Origin of the sequence: Devosia sp. (genome assembly GCF_048261455.1) — a bacterium.
Classification (GTDB): domain Bacteria; phylum Pseudomonadota; class Alphaproteobacteria; order Rhizobiales; family Devosiaceae; genus Devosia_A.
In genome coordinates this window covers 94,967-115,284 of the sequence record NZ_JBLXGA010000005.1, presented here as the reverse complement: position 1 = coordinate 115,284, position 20,318 = coordinate 94,967, and the positions used below count along the sequence as shown (strand labels likewise).

Genomic DNA, 20,318 nt, shown 5'->3' with positions numbered 1-20,318 from the left:
AAAGAACTGCGATGGCTACCACCAACCCACTGAAATTCCTGCAAGAGGTCCGTCAGGAAGTCAGTAAGGTGAGCTGGCCCAGCCGTAATGAGACTCTCGTCTCGACGGTGATGGTGCTGATCATGGTCATAATCGCGAGCATCTTCTTTCTGGTCGCCGACCAGGTCATTTCGTGGCTCGTGCAGCTAATGCTGTCGATCCGCTAAGCGGCACACGATATTTTCTAGGAGCGACGACGCGGCATGGCCAAACGTTGGTACATCGTTCAGGCGTACAGCAATTTCGAGCGCAAGGTGGCGGAGGATATCCGTCAAAAGGTTGCGCAGAAGAAGCTCGAGGAGCTGTTCGACGACGTGATCGTGCCGACCGAAAAGGTCGTCGAGATGCGCCGTGGCCGCAAGGTCGACGCCGAGCGCAAGTTTTTCCCCGGCTATGTGCTGGTGAAGATGGATATGACCGACCAGGCGTTCCATCTGATCAAGAACACGCCGAAAGTGACCGGCTTCCTCGGTTCGGGCGACAAGCCCATGCCGATTTCCGAAAAGGAAGCCATGTCGATCCTGCAGCAGGTGCAGGACGGCGTCGATCACCCCAAGCCGTCGGTCTCCTTCGAGGTCGGCGAGCAGGTGCGCGTGTCGGACGGCCCCTTCGCCAGCTTCAATGGCGTGGTGGAAGAGGTCGACGACGAACGCTCGCGCCTCAAGGTGGAAGTTTCAATCTTCGGTCGGCCGACGCCGGTCGAACTGGAATACGGTCAGGTCGAAAAGGTCTGACCGGAACCGGCCTCCAAGTGGGGGCGGGCATTCGTGGAAGAAGGCGGCGACGGCCAGTCACCGGCAAAACTTCGCACCACGGCGTCTCATCGGTCCGGTGACGCGGACCACCCGCCCGATCTTGGGCAGCAATGGAGATAGACCATGGCAAAGAAAATTACCGGCTACCTGAAGCTTCAGGTCCCCGCCGGATCGGCGACCCCGTCGCCCCCGATCGGCCCGGCCCTCGGCCAGCGTGGCCTGAACATCATGGAATTCTGCAAGGCGTTCAACGCCAAGACGCAGGAAATGGAAAAGGGTGCTCCGATCCCGGTCGTGATCACGATCTTCGCGGACAAGAGCTTCACCTTTGAGACCCGTCTGCCGCCGGTCACCTACCTGATCAAGAAGGCCACTGGCCTAAAGTCGGGTTCGAAGCTGCCGGGCAAGGAATCCGCTGCCACGCTGAGCACCGATCAGCTGCGCACGATTGCCGAGCAGAAGATGGGCGACCTGAACGCCTATGATGTTGATCAGGCCATGTCCATGATCGCCGGCTCCGCCCGGTCGATGGGCATCCAGGTGGAGGGCTGATCATGGCAAAAGCTGGTAAGCGCATGCAGGCGATCTCCGAGGGGATCGACCGCAAGAAGCTCTATGGCGTCGACGAGGCCATCAAGATGGTCAAGGAACGCGCCAAGGCCAAGTTCGACGAGTCCATCGAAGTTGCCTTCAACCTGGGTGTCGACCCGCGTCACGCCGACCAGATGGTCCGTGGTGTGGTGAGCCTGCCCAATGGCACCGGCAAGACCGTGCGCGTGGCCGTATTCGCCCGCGACGCCAAGGCCGATGAGGCCACTGCCGCTGGCGCCGACGTTGTCGGTGCCGAAGAGCTCGTGCAGCAGGTTCAGGCAGGCAACCTCAATTTCGACCGCGTGATCGCCACGCCCGACATGATGCCGCTGGTCGGTCGTCTGGGTAAGATCCTGGGGCCCCGCAACCTGATGCCGAACCCCAAGGTCGGCACCGTGACCCCCGATGTCGCCGGCGCCGTGAAGGCTGCCAAGGGCGGCGCGGTGGAATATCGCGTCGAAAAGGGCGGGATCATCCATGCGGGCGTCGGCAAGGCGTCCTTCACCGAGGATGCGCTGGTTGAGAACATCAAGGCCATCGCCGACGCTGTGCAGAAGTCCAAGCCGTCGGGCGCCAAGGGCACCTACATGAAGCGCGTTGCCGTGTCCTCGACCATGGGCCCCGGCGTCCACGTCGAGCCGTCCTCGGTCAACAGCTGAGACTGACAAGAATTTCGGGCGGCTTCGGCCGCCCGGATGCCGTTCCAAAAGAATGGCGAGAAGACCTGTCCGAGACTGCTGGTGTGCCGCAAGGCGCTTAATCCGGAAACGGGCCTGCATAGATGGGGTGAGGACCGGATAGCTCCGGTTCGAACCAGGCCAGTTGCCGCCAAGGGGCGTAAGCCTTCGAGACGGTCAGCCGGTTGACAGGCATCAACCGCTGAACTCCGGAAACGGGGTGCAGCAATTGGCAGAAGTCCATGGCTCGCTGTGGACGAATTGTGGAGACTAGCAGTGGAAAGAGCGGAAAAAGCTGAGCTCATCACATCGCTCCAGGCGTCGTTCGCGACGGCCGGTTCGATTGTGGTTGCCCAGAATGCCGGCCTGACCGTTGCCAACCTCGAGACTCTGCGCAAGCAGATGAAAGAGGCTGGCGGGACGATCAAGGTTGCCAAGAACCGCCTTGCCAAGCTTGCTCTGAAGGAAACCGACAACGCCGACATGTCGGCCCTGTTTACCGGGCCAACCGTCGTCGCCTTTGCCGAGGATCCCATGACCGCGCCGAAAGTCGCGGCCGCTTTCGCCGACAAGAACTCGAAGTTCGTGGTTCTTGGTGGCGCGATGGGTGAGACCTCGCTTGACGCCGAAAACGTCAAGGCGCTGGCGACCATGCCGTCGCTGGATCAGCTGCGTGCCACGCTGGCCGGGATGCTCAAGCAGCCCGCCACGCGTATCGCATCTGTCCTGCAGGCTCCTGGTGGGGCCGTTGCACGGGTCATTTCGGCGCATGCCGATAAGAGCAATGCCGCATAGGCAAACCATATCGGGTCACCTGACCCTGGTTCGAATCGAAACTGACAAAGAGAGTGAACTCAAATGGCTGATCTCGCCAAAATCGTAGACGACCTGTCTGCCCTGACCGTTCTCGAGGCATCGGAACTGTCGAAGATGCTCGAAGAAAAGTGGGGCGTCTCCGCCGCCGCTCCGGTTGCAGTTGCTGCTGCCGCTGGTGGTGATGCCGGTGCGCCGGCCGCTGAAGAGAAGGACGAGTTCGACGTCGTTCTCGCCTCGTTCGGCGACAACAAGATCAACGTGATCAAGGAAGTCCGCGCCATCACCGGTCTGGGCCTCGGCGAAGCCAAGGCACTGGTCGAAGCTGCTCCCAAGGCGATCAAGGAAGGTGCTCCGAAGGCTGAAGCCGAGGACATCAAGAAGAAGCTGGAAGCCGCTGGCGCCAAGGTCGAACTCAAGTAATTCGACTGCATGTTTCGGGGCGGCGCTGCGGCGCCGCCTCATTACCGTCTCAGTTGTGGGTATAGGGACGGGCGCCGCCTGATCGAGTCTGTTACATCAGGCAAGGCGCGTTAAGTTGCGGATTTGCGGAACACCTCCCACAGGTTCCGCCACACATAGCAAGGCTGATGTCCTGATACCCGACGGCTGATAGTCGGGCATTTGGACATTTGCCTCCGAGACATCGAGAGAAACAGGAGCTGGTATGGCTACCACGTTCAATGGCCGCCGCAAGGTACGTAAGTCTTTCGGCAGCATTCGCGAAGTCACGGAGATGCCCAATCTGATCGAGGTCCAGAAGGCCTCCTACGATCAGTTCCTCATCGTCGACGAGCCTGCGGGCGGCCGTGACGAGCTGGGGTTGCAGGCTGTCTTCAAGTCGGTTTTCCCGATTACCGATTTTTCCAACACCGCTTCCCTCGAATTCGTAAAATACGAGTTCGAGCAGCCCAAGTATGACGTTGACGAGTGCCGGCAGCGCGACATGACGTTCGCAGCGCCGCTCAAGGTGACGTTGCGCCTGATCGTGTTCGAGGTGGACGAGGAAACGGGCGCCCGTTCCGTCAAGGACATCAAGGAGCAGGACGTCTATATGGGCGACATGCCGTTCATGACCCGGAACGGCACGTTCATCGTCAACGGTACCGAGCGCGTCATCGTTTCACAGATGCATCGTTCGCCGGGCGTGTTCTTCGACCACGACAAGGGCAAGACCCATTCGTCGGGCAAGCTGCTGTTCGCCGCCCGCATCATTCCCTATCGCGGTTCCTGGCTCGACATCGAGTTCGACGCCAAGGACATCGTCTTTGCCCGTATCGATCGCCGCCGGAAGATTCCGGTGACCTCGCTGCTCAAGGCGCTTGGCATGGACGCCGAGGAAATCCTCGCGACCTACTACAACACGTTAAGCTACGAAAAGACCGAGAAGGGCTGGCGTCGTCCCTACGATGCCGACAAGATCCGCAACACCAAGCCGACCTTCGATCTCATCAACGCCGAGACCGGCGAAGTGGTGCATGAGGGTGGCAAGAAAATCTCCGCCCGCCAGGCCCGCAAGGCTGCCGATGGCGGCGTGACCCATCTCGCTGCGTCCGACGAGGATCTGTACGGTCAGTTCGTGGCCGAGGACCTGCTCGACCTCACGACCGGTGAGATCTACGCCGAGGCCGGCGATGAGCTGGACGAGAAGCTGCTGACCACGCTGCTCGAAGCCGGTTTTGACACCCTGCCGATCCTCGACATCGACCATGTGTCGGTTGGCGCCTACCTGCGCAATACGCTCGCAGTGGACAAGAACGAGAGCCGTGAAGACGCGCTGTTCGACATCTATCGCGTGATGCGTCCAGGCGAGCCGCCGACCGTCGAGACGGCAGAAGCCATGTTCAAGTCGCTGTTTTTCGACAGCGAGCGCTATGACCTCAGTGCGGTCGGTCGCGTGAAGATGAACATGCGTCTCGATCTTGAGGCCGAGGACACCGTTCGCGTCCTGCGCAAGGAAGACATCGTCGAAGTCGTTCGCACGCTTGTCGAGCTGCGTGACGGTCGTGGCGAAATCGATGACATCGACAACCTCGGCAACCGCCGGGTACGTTCGGTGGGCGAGCTGATGGAGAATTCCTATCGTCTCGGCCTGCTGCGCATGGAGCGCGCCATCAAGGAGCGCATGTCGTCCGTCGAGATCGACACCGTGATGCCGCAGGATCTGATTAACGCCAAGCCGGCTGCTGCCGCCGTGCGTGAGTTCTTCGGCTCCTCGCAGCTGTCGCAGTTCATGGATCAGACCAATCCGCTGTCGGAAATCACCCACAAGCGCCGTCTGTCGGCTCTTGGGCCGGGCGGCCTGACACGTGAGCGTGCCGGTTTCGAAGTGCGCGACGTGCACCCGACCCACTATGGCCGCATCTGCCCGATCGAGACGCCGGAAGGCCCGAACATTGGTCTGATCAACTCGCTGGCGACGTTCGCGCGCGTCAACAAGTACGGCTTCATCGAGACCCCGTACCGCAAGATCGTGGACGGCCGGGTCACCGACGACGTGGTCTATCTGTCGGCGATGGAAGAGGCCAAGCACTACGTCGCCCAGGCCAATGCTGCGCTGAACGACAAGGGTGAGTTCGTCGACGATCTCGTCGTTGCCCGGCACGCCGGCGACAACGGTCTGACGCCGAAGGAAACCGTCGATCTGATGGACGTGAGCCCCAAGCAGCTCGTGTCGGTCGCCGCGGCGCTGATCCCGTTCCTCGAGAACGACGACGCCAACCGCGCCCTCATGGGCTCGAACATGCAGCGTCAGGCTGTGCCGCTGCTGCGCGCCGAGGCGCCGTTTGTCGGCACCGGCATGGAATCGGTCGTGGCCCGTGACTCGGGTGCTGCGATCGTTGCCAAGCGCAAGGGCATCGTCGATCAGGTAGATGCGACGCGTATCGTTATTCGCGCCACCGAAGAGACCGATCCCGGCAAGCCCGGCGTCGATATCTACAACCTGATGAAGTTCCAGCGTTCGAACCAGTCGACCTGCATCAATCAGCGTCCGCTGGTTGTCGTGGGCGATCACATCGACGCCGGTGACATCGTGGCCGATGGTCCGTCGACCGAACTCGGTGATCTGGCCCTTGGCCGCAACGTGCTCGTCGCGTTCATGCCGTGGAATGGCTATAACTTCGAGGACTCCATCCTGCTCAGCGAGAAGATCGCGATGCAGGACGTCTTCACCTCCATTCACATGGAGGAATATGAAGTGATGGCCCGTGACACCAAGCTCGGGCCGGAGGAAATTACCCGCGACATCCCGAACGTTTCGGAAGAGGCTCTGAAGAACCTCGACGAAGCGGGCATCGTGCACATCGGTGCCGAAGTGGCTGCGGGCGACATCCTGGTCGGCAAGATCACCCCCAAGGGCGAAAGCCCGATGACGCCGGAAGAAAAACTTCTCCGCGCCATCTTCGGTGAGAAGGCCTCGGACGTTCGTGACACCTCGCTTCGGGTGCCGCCTGGCGACTCCGGTACTGTTGTTGAAGTCCGCGTGTTCAACCGCCACGGCATCGACAAGGACGAGCGTGCCATGGCGATCGAGCGCGAGGAAATCGAGCGTCTCGCCAAGGACCGTGACGACGAGCAGTCGATCCTCGATCGCAACGTCTATGCCCGTCTGAAGGAAATGCTGTTCGGCAAGACTGCCACCACCGGCCCCAAGGGCTATGTGCAGGGCACCAAGCTGAACGACCAGACCTTCGAGGCCCAGCCGCGGTCCAAGTGGTGGCAGTTCGCCATCGACGACGACAAGGTCATGGCCGAGATGGAGGCGCTTCACGCGCAGTACGAGGACAGCCGCAAGCTGCTCGAACAGCGTTTCATCGATAAGGTCGACAAGCTCCAGCGCGGTGACGAACTTCCGCCGGGCGTGATGAAGATGGTCAAGGTCTTTGTTGCGACCAAGCGCAAGATCCAGCCGGGCGACAAGATGGCCGGCCGTCACGGCAACAAGGGTGTGGTGTCGCGCATCACCCCGATCGAAGATATGCCGTACCTCGAAGACGGTACCCATGTTGACATCGTGCTGAACCCGCTGGGCGTGCCGTCGCGCATGAACGTGGGCCAGATTCTCGAGACGCATCTTGGCTGGGCCTGTCGCGGCGTGGGCAAGAAGATCGACGAGATGATGCGTGTCTACCGTCAGAAGGGTGATCTCACCCCGCTGAAGGCGGAAGTGGCTGAGCTGTACCCGAACGACGATTATGTCGGCCAGCTCGACGACGACAGCATGGTGCGTCTGGGCGAACACCTGTCCAAGGGTGTGCCGATCGCGACGCCGGTCTTCGACGGTGCCAAAGAAGCCGACATCGTCGACATGCTCGAGCGGGCAGGGCTGAAGTCGTCCGGTCAGTCGACCGTGTTCGACGGCCGTACGGGTGAACAGTTCGATCGCCAGGTCACCGTGGGCTACATCTACATGCTCAAGCTGCACCACCTGGTGGACGACAAGATCCACGCACGCTCGATCGGTCCGTACTCGCTCGTGACCCAGCAGCCGCTGGGTGGCAAGGCGCAGTTCGGTGGCCAGCGCTTCGGCGAGATGGAGGTGTGGGCCCTCGAAGCCTATGGCGCCGCCTACACGCTGCAGGAAATGCTCACCATCAAGTCGGACGACGTTGCCGGCCGTACCAAGGTCTATGAGGCCATCGTGCGCGGTGATGAGACGTTCGAAGCGGGTATCCCGGAGAGCTTCAACGTTCTGGTCAAGGAAATCCGTTCGCTCGGTCTCAACGTCGAGCTGGATGCCACCGAAGAGCCAGAGACTTCGCCGGACGAAAATGCCGGCGAGCTAGAACCTCCTCAGAAAGCGGCGGAATAAACCCTGCCGATTTCCAACCCCATTCAATTCGTGAGGCTCCAGGCCTGAGAGGTCTGAAGCATCCGAAACGAGGAGCTACCTGATGAACCATCATCACCACGTCATGGACCCCTTCAATCCGCAGGTCCCCGCCCAGATGTTCGATCAAATGAAGATCAGCATCGCCAGCCCCGAGAAGATTCTCAGCTGGTCCTATGGCGAGATCAAGAAGCCGGAAACCATCAACTACCGGACTTTCAAGCCAGAGCGCGACGGCCTGTTCTGCGCGCGCATCTTCGGGCCGACCAAGGACTACGAGTGCCTGTGCGGCAAGTACAAGCGCATGAAGTTCAAGGGCGTGATCTGCGAGAAGTGCGGCGTTGAAGTCACCCTGTCGCGTGTGCGCCGCGAGCGCATGGGCCACATCGAGCTGGCCGCGCCCGTCGCCCACATCTGGTTCCTGAAGTCGCTGCCGAGCCGCATTGCCCAGCTGCTCGACATGACGCTGAAGGATATCGAACGCATCCTGTACTTCGAGTACTACGTCGTGCTCGATCCGGGTCTGTCGCCCTTCACGCAGAACGAGCTGCTCACCGAAGAGCAGTACATTGACGCGCAGGACGAATATGGCGCGGACAGCTTCACCGCCAAGATCGGCGCCGAAGCCATCCGTGACATGCTAATGGCGCTCGACCTCGAAAAGCTCGCCGCCGATCTGCGTGTCGAGATCGCCGAGGCGACCACCGAGCTCAAGCCGAAAAAGCTCGCCAAGCGCCTGAAGATCGTCGAGCAGTTCCTCGTGTCGGGCAACAAGCCCGAGTGGATGATCATGACCGTCATTCCGGTCATTCCGCCCGAGCTGCGCCCGCTGGTGCCGCTGGATGGCGGTCGCTTTGCGACCTCCGATCTGAACGATCTCTACCGTCGCGTGATCAACCGCAACAACCGCCTGAAGCGCCTGATCGAGCTGCGTGCGCCGGATATCATCATCCGCAACGAAAAGCGTATGCTGCAGGAAGCCGTTGACGCGCTGTTCGACAACGGCCGCCGCGGTCGTACGATCACCGGTGCCAACAAGCGTCCGCTGAAGTCGCTCAGCGACATGCTCAAGGGCAAGCAGGGCCGTTTCCGTCAGAACCTGCTCGGCAAGCGCGTCGACTATTCTGGCCGTTCGGTGATCACCGTGGGTCCGGAACTCAAGCTGCACCAGTGCGGCCTGCCCAAGAAGATGGCGCTCGAGCTGTTCAAGCCGTTCATCTACTCACGGCTGGAAGCCAAGGGCCTGAGCTCGACGGTGAAGCAGGCCAAGAAGCTGGTCGAGAAGGAAAAGCCGGAAGTCTGGGATATCCTCGATGAGGTGATCCGCGAGCATCCGGTCATGCTCAACCGCGCGCCCACGCTGCACCGTCTGGGTATCCAGGCATTCGAGCCGCATCTGATCGAGGGTAAGGCCATCCAGCTGCACCCGCTGGTCTGTGCCGCCTTCAACGCCGACTTCGACGGCGACCAGATGGCCGTTCACGTGCCGCTGTCGCTCGAGGCTCAGCTTGAAGCGCGCGTCCTGATGATGTCGACCAACAACATCCTGCACCCGGCAAACGGTCAGCCGATCATCGTGCCGTCCCAGGATATCGTGCTTGGTCTCTACCATCAGTCGCTGATGGCCGAGGGTGAGCCCGGCGAAGGCATGGCCTTCTCGGACATGGGTGAACTGGAGCATGCGCTCGCGCAGGGCGTCGTGACCATGCACACCAAGATCAAGGGGCGGGTCGACGTTTACGACGAAGACGGCAATCGCACCACGGAGGTCGTCGAGACCACCCCTGGTCGCATGCTGATCGGCAAGCTGCTGCCCAAGAGCATCAAGGTGCCCTACGCCACAGCCAACCAGCTGATGACCAAGAAGATGATCTCCAAGATGATCGATACGGTCTACCGTGGCTGCGGTCAGAAGGAGACGGTGATCTTCTGTGACCGGATCATGGACATGGGCTTCAAGCACGCTGCCCGTGCCGGCATCTCGTTCGGCAAGGACGACATGGTGATCCCTGCCTCGAAGTATAAAATCGTCGAGGACACCCGTAAGCTGGTCGAGGAGTTCGAGCAGCAGTACAATGACGGCCTGATTACCCAGGGCGAAAAGTACAACAAGGTGGTCGACGCCTGGGCCAAGTGTGGTGACAAGGTCGCCGAGGAGATGATGAAGGGCATCGCCGCCGTCGGATTCGACGAGAACGGTCGCCAGAAACCCATCAACTCGGTCTACATGATGAGCCACTCGGGTGCCCGTGGTTCGCCGGCGCAGATGAAGCAGCTGGCCGGCATGCGTGGCCTGATGGCCCGTCCGGACGGCTCGATCATCGAGACCCCGATCACGGCCAACTTCAAGGAAGGCCTGAACGTTCTCGAGTACTTCAACTCCACCCACGGCGCCCGTAAGGGTCTGGCGGATACGGCGCTGAAGACCGCGAACTCGGGTTACCTCACCCGTCGTCTCGTCGACGTGGCGCAGGACTCGATCATCACCGAGAAGGACTGCGGCACCGAGCGTGGTCTGACGATGGAAGCCATCGTCGACTCCGGTCAGGTCGTGGCCTCGCTGGGTCAGCGTATCCTGGGCCGCACCACGGCCGACGATATCGTCAACCCCGAGAACGGCGACCTGCTCATTCCGCGTGGCACGCTGCTCACGGAAAAGGACGTCGAGGTCGTCGAAGGCCACAAGGTCCAGTCGGTCCGCATCCGCTCTCCGCTGGTCTGTGACCTGCGTCAGGGCTGCTGCGCCACCTGCTACGGTCGTGATCTGGCCCGCGGTACGCCTGTGAATATCGGTGAGGCTGTTGGCGTCATCGCGGCACAGTCGATCGGCGAGCCCGGCACGCAGCTCACCATGCGCACGTTCCACATCGGTGGTACGGCGCAGGTGGTCGACAGCTCCTATCTGGAAGCTGGTGCCGAAGGTAAGATCGAGATCCGCAACCGCAACGTCGCGAAGATCTCGGGTGGTCAGCTGATCGCCATGGGTCGGACCGTAACGATCGCCATCCTCGATCCCGATGGCAAGGACCGTGCAACCCACCGCGTGACCTACGGCGCCAAGCTGCGGGTCGACGATGGGGCCGAGGTCAAGCGCGGACAGCGCATCGCCGAATGGGACCCCTATACCCGTCCGGTGCTGGCTGAAGTTGATGGCGAGGTCGCATTCGAAGATCTGGTCGATGGTGCCTCGGTTGCCGAGACCACCGACGAGGCGACCGGCTTCACCAAGCGTCTGGTTATCGACTGGCGTACGAGCCAGCGCAGCGATCAGCTGCGTCCGGCGATCACGGTCAAGCGCGGCGGCGAAGTTGCCAAGCTCGATCGTGGTGGTGAGGCCCGTTACCTGCTGTCAGTGGATGCGGTCATCGCGGTCGAGCCGGGCGAGAAGGTCTCTGCCGGTGACGTGCTGGCGCGTATCCCGCTCGAAAGCGCCAAGACCAAGGACATCACCGGTGGTCTGCCGCGTGTGGCCGAGCTGTTCGAGGCCCGTCGTCCGAAGGATCACGCCATCATCGCCGAGATCGATGGCACGATCAAATTCGGTCGCGACTACAAGAACAAGCGCCGGATCATTATCGAGCCTGCCGAGGAGGGCGCCGAGCCCGCCGAGTATCTGATCCCCAAGGGCAAGCCCTTCCATCTGCAGGAAGGCGACCCGATCGAACGGGGTGAATACATTCTCGACGGCAACCCGGCACCGCACGACATTCTGGCCATCAAGGGCGTCGAGGAACTCGCAAAGTACCTCGTCAACGAGATCCAGGAGGTCTATCGGCTCCAGGGCGTGCTGATCAACGACAAGCACATCGAGGTGATCGTTCGCCAGATGCTGCAGAAGGTCGAGATCACCAAGCCGGGCGACAGCGGGATGCTCAAGGACGAGCAGCTCGACAAGCTCGACTTCCAGGAGCTCAACGATCAGCTGATCGCTGAAGGCAAGACCCCGGCGGAAGCCGTTCCGGTGCTGCTGGGCATCACCAAGGCCTCGCTGCAGACCCGTTCGTTCGTGTCCGCCGCGTCCTTCCAGGAAACGACCCGCGTCCTCACCGAGGCGGCCGTCTCCGGCAAGGCCGACGTCCTCGAAGGCCTGAAGGAAAACGTCATCGTGGGTCGCCTGATCCCCGCCGGTACCGGCGCGGGCATCACCAAGGCCAAGCTCACGGCGACCAAGCGCGACGACCTCATTCTCGAGGAACGCCGCCGTCAGGCCGCAACGGCTGCCATCCCGGCCCCCGACAAGGTGCCGAGCGAGCCGGCCGAGTAATCGGACGTCACTCAGAAAATGCGCAAAGGGCCCCTCGGGGCCCTTTGTTTTTTCGACAGGTCCTGTCACTGGCCGCTGGCCTGAGGAACAGGATCATTGCCTCGATAGGAAAGGGGGACCGCTCATGAGCAGTCTGTGGACGGACGTCGATCGATATATCGAGGATCGCCTGGTCGCGGCGCCGGACTTTGTGGAAGCCGCATTGGCAGCGAACGCTGAGGCAGGCCTGCCGGCGATCGATGTGTCCGCCGCGCAAGGCAAGTACCTGCAGCTGCTGGTGCGGATGACCGGCGCAAAGCGCATTCTCGAAGTCCGCACCCTTGGCGGCTATTCCACCTTGTGGATGGCGTCCGCTCTGACTGAAGACGGACAGGTCGTCACGCTCGAATACGACCCAAGGCATGCCGAGGTCGCGCGCGGCAATTTCGCGCGGGCCGGGTTCGAGGAACGCATTGCTCTGCACGTCGGTGCGGCCGCGGACACGTTGCCAAAGCTGACCGAAGCCGGAGCAGGGCCCTTTGATCTGGTTTTCATCGATGCGGACAAGCCCAGCAATGTCATCTACCTGAAATGGGCCATGAAGCTGGGACGCCCGGGCACGGTGATCGTGCTCGACAATGTCATTCGCGGTGGCGGGATCATTGATCCCAACGCGACCGATCACAGTGTCATGGGGACCCAGGCGGCCCTTGCGATGATTGCAAATGAACCAAGACTCAACGCCACCGCATTACAGACGGTTGGTACGAAAGGATGGGATGGATTCGCCATCATGATTCTCGACGCGTGAATCACTGCTTGGATTTGCTGTCAAAGTCGGTGGAAATGTCACCAAGGTGCTGGTCTGAGAGCCGACTTGAGGGCAGATTTGACCGATTAGCGGTCGTTGAGCAGCCAAGCTCCGAATAATGCCGCTGGTGCAGCGGTGCGCTGCGCAAAGAATCCTTGACGCACCGACTCTGCAACCCTATAGAAGCCACACCTTAGCGATCGGTCGTGAGGTTCATTCGGGTATCTGCCACCCTGTGCGGGCACCTAGGAACTTCAAACACATCGCAAAAGGCACGAGATGACGACAAATCATTGTGCGCATGAACGTCTGGAGACAGGCGGTCCGCTGCAGATTGAGGCGCCGCTATCCCACCTCGGGATAGGACCGGCGCCCCATTGGTTTGTCATTGTCTTTCGCAAGAAGTTCCGGACGGATGGAAAGAGCGCAATGCCGACCATTAATCAGTTGATCCGCAAGCCCCGGGCCTCAAAGCCCAAGCGGAACAAGGTTCCCGCGATGGAGGCCAACCCGCAGAAGCGTGGTGTGTGCTCCCGCGTCTACACGACAACCCCGAAGAAGCCGAACTCGGCCCTTCGTAAGGTTGCCAAGGTTCGCCTGACCAATCAGCGCGAAGTCATTTCGTATATCCCCGGCGAAGGCCACAACCTGCAGGAGCACTCGGTTGTGCTCATCCGCGGTGGCCGTGTGCGTGACCTTCCGGGCGTTCGCTATCACGTGCTGCGCGGCGTGCTTGACACCCAGTCTGTCAAGGATCGCAAGCAGCGTCGTTCGAAGTACGGCGCTAAGCGGCCGAAGTAAGGAGCATTCTGAATGTCCCGTCGTCACTCTGCTGAAAAGCGCGAAGTCAATCCGGATCCGAAGTTCGGTGACCTCGTCGTTTCCAAGTTCATGAATTCGCTCATGGAACACGGCAAGAAGTCGGTCGCCGAGTCGATCGTCTACGGCGCTTTCGACATCGTCGAAGGCAAGATGAAGCAGGACCCGATCACGGTCTTTCACGGCGCTTTGGACAACATCCGTCCGGCCGTCGAAGTCCGGTCGCGCCGCGTTGGCGGTGCCACCTATCAGGTCCCGGTCGAAGTTCGTACCGAGCGTCAGCAGGCTCTGGCCATTCGCTGGCTCATCGACAGTGCCCGCAAGCGTGGTGAGAACACGATGCGTGAGCGCCTGTCCGGCGAACTGATGGATGCCGCCAACGGCCGTGGCCAGGCGGTCAAGAAACGCGAAGACACGCATCGTATGGCTGACGCCAACCGTGCCTTCTCGCACTACCGCTGGTAAACGGAAGGCAGAACGAGATGGCTCGCGATTATCCGATCAATCATTACCGTAACTTCGGCATCATGGCCCACATTGATGCCGGCAAGACGACCACGACCGAGCGTGTGCTCTACTATACCGGTAAGAGTCACAAGATCGGTGAAGTCCATGACGGCGCTGCCACCATGGACTGGATGGAGCAGGAGCAGGAGCGCGGCATCACGATCACGTCCGCCGCGACGACCACGTTCTGGAAGGGCCGTGACGGCACCCAGTATCGCTTCAACATCATCGACACCCCCGGCCACGTGGACTTCACCATTGAAGTCGAGCGTTCGCTGCGTGTGCTCGACGGCGCCATCGCGCTGCTCGACGGCAACCAGGGCGTCGAGCCGCAGACCGAGACCGTCTGGCGCCAGGCCGACAAGTACAACGTCCCGCGCATGATCTTCGTCAACAAGATGGATAAGATCGGCGCCGACTTCTACAACTGCCTCGAGACGATGGATAAGCGTCTCGGCATCAAGCCTGTCGTCATGCAGCTGCCCATCGGCGCCGAGAATGACTTCCGGGGTGTTGTCGACCTGCTCGAAATGAATGCGCTCGTGTGGCGCAATGAAGAGCTGGGCGCGCAGTGGGACATTGTTGAGATCCCCGAGGACCTCAAGGCCAAGGCCGAAGAGTACCGCGAGAAGCTCATCGAGACCGCTGTCGAGATGGACGACGACGCGACCGAGGCCTACCTCAACGGCGAAATGCCGGACATCGCAACGCTGCGCCGGTTGATCCGCAAGGGCACCTGCGACGTGAAGCTGTTCCCGGTGTTCTGTGGTTCTGCCTTCAAGAACAAGGGCGTTCAGCCGCTGCTTGACGGCGTCATCGACTTCCTGCCGTCGCCGATCGATATTCCGGCGATCAAGGGCATCGACGTCAAGACCGAGGCCGAGATCGAGCGTCACGCTGATGACTCCGAGCCGCTCGCGATGCTGGCATTCAAGATCGCCAACGACCCGCACATGGGCTCGCTGACCTTCTGTCGCATCTATTCGGGCAAGGTGGATGCCGGCGCGATGCTGGAAAACACCGTCAAGGAGAAGCGCGAGCGCGTGGGACGCATGTTCCAGATGCACTCCAACTCCCGCGAGCAGATCAACGAAGCCTACGCTGGCGACATCGTCGCGATCGTCGGTCTGAAGGACACCACCACGGGCGACACGCTGTCGGATCCGAACAACAAGGTGATCCTCGAGCGCATGGAATTCCCCGATCCGGTTATCGAGATCAAGGTGGAACCCAAGACCAAGGCCGACCAGGAAAAGATGGGCCTCGCCCTCGCACGCCTGGCTGCGGAGGATCCGAGCTTCCGCGTCAAGACCGACGATGAGTCGGGCGAAACGCTGATCGCCGGCATGGGTGAGCTGCATCTCGACATTCTGGTCGATCGCATGAAGCGCGAATTCAAGGTTGAAGCCAACGTCGGTGCGCCGCAGGTGGCCTACCGCGAGGCAATCACCACTCGCGTCGAGCACGACTATACCCACAAGAAGCAGTCGGGTGGTTCGGGCCAGTTTGCGCGCATCAAGTTCGTCATCGAGCCGAACGAGCAGGGCCAAGGCTTCCTGTTCGAGTCCGCGATTGTGGGCGGCAACGTGCCGAAGGAATACATTCCGGGCGTCCAGAAGGGCGTGCAGTCGGTCATGGGCTCCGGTCCGATCATCGGCTTCCCGATCGTCGACGTGAAGTTCACGTTGGTTGACGGCGCCTACCACGACGTTGACTCGTCGGTTCTGGCCTTCGAAATCGCCGGTCGTGCAGGCTTCCGTGAAGCCGTCAACCGCGCCGATCCGAAGATCCTCGAGCCGGTCATGCGGGTTGAAGTTATGACCCCGGAAGACTATGTGGGCGATGTCATCGGCGATCTGAATTCGCGCCGTGGGCAGATCCGTGGCACTGAATCTCGCGGTATCATTCAGGTGATCGATGCGATGGTGCCGCTTGCCAACATGTTCGGCTACGTGAACTCGCTGCGCTCCATGAGCCAGGGTCGTGCACAGTATACGATGACTTTCGACCACTACGAGCAGGTGCCGCAGGCGGTCGCGACCGAGGTCAAGGCAAAATACGCCTGACCCCCAATAACAAACCCAACTCCAGCCAAACGGGCTGAATACGGAGACTAGTGATGGCTAAGGAAAAATTTTCCCGCTCTAAGCCGCATTGCAACATCGGCACCATCGGTCACGTCGACCACGGCAAGACCACGCTGACGGCTGCGATCACCAAGGTGCTCGCCGAAACCGGTGGCGCGACGTTCCGCGATTACTCGAACATCGACGCTGCTCCCGAAGAGAAGGCGCGCGGCATCACCATCAACACCGCGCACGTTGAGTACGAGACGGAAAACCGTCACTACGCTCACGTCGACTGCCCGGGCCACGCTGACTATGTGAAGAACATGATCACCGGTGCCGCGCAGATGGATGGCGCGATCCTCGTGGTGTCCGCTGCTGACGGCCCGATGCCCCAGACCCGTGAGCACATCCTGCTCGCCCGTCAGGTTGGTGTGCCGGCACTCGTCGTGTTCCTCAACAAGTGCGACATGGTCGACGACGAAGAGCTCCTCGAGCTCGTCGAGCTGGAAGTGCGCGAGCTGCTGAGCTCCTACGAGTTCCCCGGCGACGACATTCCGATCGTCAAGGGCTCGGCCACCGAAGCTCTGAACGGCGGCAATGCCAAGCTCGGCCACGACGCCATTCTCGAGCTGATGCGCAATGTGGACTCCTACATTCCGCAGCCTGAGCGTCCGATTGACCAGCCCTTCCTGATGCCGATCGAAGACGTGTTCTCGATCTCGGGTCGCGGTACGGTTGTGACCGGCCGTGTCGAGCGCGGCATCGTCAAGGTTGGCGAAGAAGTCGAAATCGTCGGCATGAAGGACACCCAGAAGACCACGGTGACCGGTGTCGAAATGTTCCGCAAGCTGCTCGATCAGGGCCAGGCTGGCGACAACATCGGCGCGCTGATCCGTGGTATCGACCGCACCCAGGTGGAGCGTGGTCAGGTTCTGGCCAAGCCGGGTTCCGTCAACCCGCACACCGAGTTCGTTGCTGAGGCTTACATCCTCACCAAGGAAGAGGGGGGCCGTCATACCCCGTTCTTCGGCAACTACCGCCCGCAGTTCTACTTCCGGACCACGGACGTGACCGGTGTTGTGACGCTGCCGGAAGGCACCGAAATGGTGATGCCGGGCGACAATGTGAACATTAATGTTCAGCTGATCGTTCCGATCGCCATGGAAGAGAAGCTCCGCTTCGCTATCCGTGAAGGTGGCCGCACCGTCGGCGCCGGCGTGGTTTCGAAGATCCTTAAGTAAGACTGCAAGTCAGGGTGCGGCGCGCCATACCAGCGTGCGCCGCACTTCCTTTTTCGCCCAGGAAAGCAAGATGAACGGTCAAAACATTCGCATCAGGCTCAAGGCCTTTGACCACCGCGTCCTCGATACGTCTACGCGTGAGATCGTGAACACGGCGAAGCGCACCGGTGCGCAGGTCCGCGGACCGATCCCGCTGCCGACGCGAATTGAGAAGTTCACGGTCAACCGGTCGCCGCATATCGATAAGAAGAGCCGCGAGCAGTTCGAAATTCGGACTCACAAGCGCCTTCTGGACATCGTGGATCCGACCCCTCAGACGGTGGATGCACTTATGAAGCTCGATCTCGCCGCCGGTGTGGACGTCGAAATCAAGCTCTAAACAAACGAGTTTTCGCGCTGACCGCAAAATGGGTCCTCTTGCAATAATGACCCGGTCAGGCGCCAAAAAGAAAAGGTACAACCGATGCGTTCTGGTTTGATCGCACAGAAGCTGGGCATGACCCGCTTGTTCATGGAGGACGGCTCTGACGTCCCCGTGACCGTGCTTGGCCTGCAGAACTGCCAGGTGGTGGGTCAGCGCACGCAAGAGAAGGACGGCTATACGGCCCTCCAGCTCGGTGCCGGCGCCGTCAAGGCAAAGAACCTGACCAAGGCAGATCGCGGCCAGTTCGCCGTTGCCAAGGTCGAGCCCAAGCGACAGCTAACTGAGTTTCGTGTCGATCCTGCGAACCTCATCGAGGTGGGGGCCACTATGCAGGCTGACCATTTCGTCGAAGGTCAGCTGGTCGACGTGACCGGCACCTCGATTGGTAAGGGTTTCGCCGGCGCCATGAAGCGTTGGAACTTCGGTGGCCTGCGTGCCTCGCACGGTGTGTCCGTGTCGCACCGTTCCCACGGTTCCACCGGTCAGAACCAGGACCCCGGCAAGGTGTTCAAGGGCAAGAAGATGGCCGGCCACATGGGCGACCGTCGTGTTACCACCCAGAACCTTCGGGTCGTGCGCACCGATGTGGAGCGCGGGCTGATCATGGTTGAGGGTGCAGTTCCGGGCGCCAAGGGCGGCTGGATCATGATCCGCGACGCGGTAAAGAAGGCAGCCCCCGAGGGTGCTGCCGTGCCGGGTTCGTTCAAGGCAGCGGCCGGGGAGGCTAAATAATGGAACTCCAGGTCACTACTCTGGACGGCAAGACCGACGGTTCGGTCACGCTCAAGGACGATATTTTCGGCCTTGAAGTGCGGCAGGACATCCTGCACCGCATGGTCCGCTACCAGCAGCTCAAGGCGATGTCCGGCACCCACAAGGTGAAGCATCGCTCCGAGATCGCGTACACCAAGAAGAAGTCGATCAAGCAGAAGGGCTCGGGCGGCGCACGTCACGGCGCCAAGTCTGCGCCGCAGTTCCGCGGCGGTGGCCGTGCCTTCGGGCCGGAGCCGCGCAGCCATGCGATCGATCTTCCGAAAAAGGTCCGCGCTCTGGCCCTCAAGCACGCGCTCAGCGCCAAGGCGAATGCCGGCGAGCTGTTCGTGGTGTCGAGCGTTGCCCAGAAGGAAGCCAAGACTGCAGCGCTTGTCGCTCAGTTCGGCAAGCTCGAGTGGTCGAACGCGCTGATCATCGACGGTTCCGAAGTGGACAAGAACTTCGCTTCGGCGGCCAGCAACATTCCGCACATCGACGTGCTGCCGGTGCAGGGGATCAATGTCGCTGACATCCTCCGTCGCCACAAGCTCGTCCTGACCAAGGCGGCTCTGGAAGCCCTGGAGGCTCGGTTCGCATGAGCAAGTTCACCAACTACGACGTCATTCGCAACCCGGTCGTGACAGAGAAGTCGACCATGGCGTCCGAGTATTCGCAGGTCGTGTTCGATGTCGCCATCGACGCCACCAAGAGCCAGATCAAGGACGCCGTGGAAGCGCTGTTCTCGGTCAAGGTCAAGGCCGTCAACACCATGGTCCGCAAGGGCAAGGTGAAGCGGTTCCGGCAGCAGCTGGGCACCCGCAAGGATGTCAAGAAGGCTGTTGTGACCCTCGTCGACGGTCAGTCGATCGACATTTCGACCGGCGTGTAAGGGGAGAGTAGACAATGGCATTGAAAACTTACAATCCGACCTCCCCGGGTCGCCGTCAGCTGATTACGACCGATCGGTCGGAGCTGTGGAACGGCAAGCCGGTCAAGACCCTGACCCAGGGTCTGTCCTCATCGGGCGGTCGCAACAACACCGGTCGCACGACGGTGTTCCATCGTGGTGGCGGTCACAAGCGCAGCTACCGCATGGTGGACTTCCGCCGGACCCGTTTCGACGACGTCGCAACGGTCGAGCGTCTGGAATATGATCCGAACCGCACGGCGTTCATCGCGCTGATCAAGTATGCTGACGGCGAGCTGGCCTACATCATTGCCCCGCAGCGCCTCGGCGCCGGCGACAAGGTTGTGTCGTCGCTCAACGCAGTCGATGTGAAGCCTGGCAATACCATGCCGCTCGAGCGCATGCCGGTTGGCACGATCGTGCACAACGTCGAGATGAAGCCCCGCAAGGGTGCCCAGATCGCACGTTCGGCTGGTGCCTACGCGCAGTATGTCGGTCGTGATGCCGGTTGGGCCATTCTGCGGCTCAACTCCGGCGAGCAGCGTCGTGTGCACGGCTCCTGCCTGGCCACGGTTGGTGCGGTCTCCAACCAGGACCACTCCAACACGTCGATCGGCAAGGCTGGTCGCAACCGTTGGCTCGGCCGCAAGCCCGTCAACCGCGGTGTGACGATGAACCCGGTCGACCATCCGCATGGTGGTGGCGAAGGCCGCACCTCCGGTGGCCGTCATCCGGTGACCCCGTGGGGCAAGCCCACGAAGGGCAAGCGCACTCGCAGCAACAAGTCGACGGACAAGTTCATCGTCCGCTCGCGTCACCTGAAGAAGGGCCGTTAAGC

At 61.2% G+C, this 20,318-nt stretch carries 18 protein-coding genes; all 18 read left to right on the top strand.

Annotated elements, in window-relative coordinates; translation table 11 throughout:
- Window positions 1-11: 11 nt before the first annotated feature.
- The gene (gene secE, locus ACN0TK_RS07545) at window positions 12-206 is read left to right on the top strand and encodes a preprotein translocase subunit SecE (RefSeq protein WP_417308859.1); all 195 of its coding nucleotides are present in this window, start codon (window positions 12-14) and stop codon (window positions 204-206) included.
- Window positions 207-242: 36 nt separating this feature from the next.
- On the top strand, window positions 243-773 hold the full coding sequence (gene nusG, locus ACN0TK_RS07540) for a transcription termination/antitermination protein NusG (protein WP_417308858.1): 531 nt from the start codon (window positions 243-245) through the stop codon (window positions 771-773).
- Window positions 774-917: 144 nt separating this feature from the next.
- Window positions 918-1,346: a 50S ribosomal protein L11 gene (gene rplK / locus ACN0TK_RS07535; protein ID WP_417308857.1), complete on the top strand. Its 429-nt coding sequence runs from the start codon at window positions 918-920 to the stop codon at window positions 1,344-1,346.
- Window positions 1,347-1,348: 2 nt separating this feature from the next.
- On the top strand, window positions 1,349-2,044 hold the full coding sequence (gene rplA, locus ACN0TK_RS07530; protein ID WP_417308856.1) for a 50S ribosomal protein L1: 696 nt from the start codon (window positions 1,349-1,351) through the stop codon (window positions 2,042-2,044).
- Between the two features lie 294 nt (window positions 2,045-2,338).
- Window positions 2,339-2,857, top strand: a complete 519-nt coding sequence (gene rplJ / locus ACN0TK_RS07525; RefSeq protein ID WP_417308964.1) for a 50S ribosomal protein L10 — start codon at window positions 2,339-2,341, stop codon at window positions 2,855-2,857.
- A gap of 63 nt (window positions 2,858-2,920) precedes the next feature.
- Window positions 2,921-3,298 (top strand): 50S ribosomal protein L7/L12, encoded by a 378-nt coding sequence (gene rplL, locus ACN0TK_RS07520; RefSeq protein ID WP_417308855.1) that lies wholly within the window; start codon window positions 2,921-2,923, stop codon window positions 3,296-3,298.
- Window positions 3,299-3,542: 244 nt separating this feature from the next.
- Window positions 3,543-7,688: a DNA-directed RNA polymerase subunit beta gene (gene rpoB, locus ACN0TK_RS07515; protein ID WP_417308854.1), complete on the top strand. Its 4,146-nt coding sequence runs from the start codon at window positions 3,543-3,545 to the stop codon at window positions 7,686-7,688.
- Between the two features lie 82 nt (window positions 7,689-7,770).
- Window positions 7,771-11,970, top strand: coding sequence for a DNA-directed RNA polymerase subunit beta' (rpoC, locus tag ACN0TK_RS07510; protein ID WP_417308853.1), 4,200 nt, complete (start codon window positions 7,771-7,773; stop codon window positions 11,968-11,970).
- Between the two features lie 190 nt (window positions 11,971-12,160).
- On the top strand, window positions 12,161-12,760 hold the full coding sequence (locus tag ACN0TK_RS07505) for an O-methyltransferase (RefSeq protein ID WP_417308852.1): 600 nt from the start codon (window positions 12,161-12,163) through the stop codon (window positions 12,758-12,760).
- A gap of 429 nt (window positions 12,761-13,189) precedes the next feature.
- The gene (gene rpsL, locus ACN0TK_RS07500) at window positions 13,190-13,561 is read left to right on the top strand and encodes a 30S ribosomal protein S12 (RefSeq protein WP_035080811.1); all 372 of its coding nucleotides are present in this window, start codon (window positions 13,190-13,192) and stop codon (window positions 13,559-13,561) included.
- A gap of 12 nt (window positions 13,562-13,573) precedes the next feature.
- The gene (gene rpsG / locus ACN0TK_RS07495; protein ID WP_417308851.1) at window positions 13,574-14,044 is read left to right on the top strand and encodes a 30S ribosomal protein S7; all 471 of its coding nucleotides are present in this window, start codon (window positions 13,574-13,576) and stop codon (window positions 14,042-14,044) included.
- Between the two features lie 17 nt (window positions 14,045-14,061).
- Window positions 14,062-16,152, top strand: coding sequence for an elongation factor G (gene fusA, locus ACN0TK_RS07490; RefSeq protein ID WP_417308850.1), 2,091 nt, complete (start codon window positions 14,062-14,064; stop codon window positions 16,150-16,152).
- Between the two features lie 53 nt (window positions 16,153-16,205).
- Window positions 16,206-17,396: an elongation factor Tu gene (gene tuf, locus ACN0TK_RS07485; protein WP_417308849.1), complete on the top strand. Its 1,191-nt coding sequence runs from the start codon at window positions 16,206-16,208 to the stop codon at window positions 17,394-17,396.
- Between the two features lie 70 nt (window positions 17,397-17,466).
- Window positions 17,467-17,775 (top strand): 30S ribosomal protein S10, encoded by a 309-nt coding sequence (rpsJ, locus tag ACN0TK_RS07480; protein WP_035038345.1) that lies wholly within the window; start codon window positions 17,467-17,469, stop codon window positions 17,773-17,775.
- An 84-nt stretch (window positions 17,776-17,859) separates the two neighbouring features.
- Window positions 17,860-18,552 (top strand): 50S ribosomal protein L3, encoded by a 693-nt coding sequence (gene rplC / locus ACN0TK_RS07475; RefSeq protein WP_417308848.1) that lies wholly within the window; start codon window positions 17,860-17,862, stop codon window positions 18,550-18,552.
- The gene (gene rplD / locus ACN0TK_RS07470; protein ID WP_417308847.1) at window positions 18,552-19,172 is read left to right on the top strand and encodes a 50S ribosomal protein L4; all 621 of its coding nucleotides are present in this window, start codon (window positions 18,552-18,554) and stop codon (window positions 19,170-19,172) included. The genes rplC and rplD overlap by 1 nt, the downstream gene beginning before the upstream one ends.
- Window positions 19,169-19,462, top strand: a complete 294-nt coding sequence (locus ACN0TK_RS07465) for a 50S ribosomal protein L23 (protein WP_417308846.1) — start codon at window positions 19,169-19,171, stop codon at window positions 19,460-19,462. The genes rplD and ACN0TK_RS07465 overlap by 4 nt, the downstream gene beginning before the upstream one ends.
- 14 nt (window positions 19,463-19,476) lie before the next feature.
- Window positions 19,477-20,316, top strand: coding sequence for a 50S ribosomal protein L2 (rplB, locus tag ACN0TK_RS07460; protein ID WP_417308845.1), 840 nt, complete (start codon window positions 19,477-19,479; stop codon window positions 20,314-20,316).
- The last annotated feature ends 2 nt before the right edge of the window (window positions 20,317-20,318 follow it).

Bases quoted from the DNA above. Each gene is read 5' to 3' on its own strand.
- fusA (WP_417308850.1), top strand. From the start codon at position 14,062: ATGGCTCGCGATTATCCGATCAATCATTACCGTAACTTCGGCATCATG.
- secE (WP_417308859.1), top strand. From the start codon at position 12: ATGGCTACCACCAACCCACTGAAATTCCTGCAAGAGGTCCGTCAGGAA.
- rplB (WP_417308845.1), top strand. From the start codon at position 19,477: ATGGCATTGAAAACTTACAATCCGACCTCCCCGGGTCGCCGTCAGCTG.
- rplL (WP_417308855.1), top strand. From the start codon at position 2,921: ATGGCTGATCTCGCCAAAATCGTAGACGACCTGTCTGCCCTGACCGTT.
- rplD (WP_417308847.1), top strand. From the start codon at position 18,552: ATGGAACTCCAGGTCACTACTCTGGACGGCAAGACCGACGGTTCGGTC.
- ACN0TK_RS07465 (WP_417308846.1), top strand. From the start codon at position 19,169: ATGAGCAAGTTCACCAACTACGACGTCATTCGCAACCCGGTCGTGACA.
- rplK (WP_417308857.1), top strand. From the start codon at position 918: ATGGCAAAGAAAATTACCGGCTACCTGAAGCTTCAGGTCCCCGCCGGA.
- rpsG (WP_417308851.1), top strand. From the start codon at position 13,574: ATGTCCCGTCGTCACTCTGCTGAAAAGCGCGAAGTCAATCCGGATCCG.
- rplC (WP_417308848.1), top strand. From the start codon at position 17,860: ATGCGTTCTGGTTTGATCGCACAGAAGCTGGGCATGACCCGCTTGTTC.
- rpoB (WP_417308854.1), top strand. From the start codon at position 3,543: ATGGCTACCACGTTCAATGGCCGCCGCAAGGTACGTAAGTCTTTCGGC.
- tuf (WP_417308849.1), top strand. From the start codon at position 16,206: ATGGCTAAGGAAAAATTTTCCCGCTCTAAGCCGCATTGCAACATCGGC.
- rplA (WP_417308856.1), top strand. From the start codon at position 1,349: ATGGCAAAAGCTGGTAAGCGCATGCAGGCGATCTCCGAGGGGATCGAC.
- rpsJ (WP_035038345.1), top strand. From the start codon at position 17,467: ATGAACGGTCAAAACATTCGCATCAGGCTCAAGGCCTTTGACCACCGC.
- nusG (WP_417308858.1), top strand. From the start codon at position 243: ATGGCCAAACGTTGGTACATCGTTCAGGCGTACAGCAATTTCGAGCGC.
- rpoC (WP_417308853.1), top strand. From the start codon at position 7,771: ATGAACCATCATCACCACGTCATGGACCCCTTCAATCCGCAGGTCCCC.
- rpsL (WP_035080811.1), top strand. From the start codon at position 13,190: ATGCCGACCATTAATCAGTTGATCCGCAAGCCCCGGGCCTCAAAGCCC.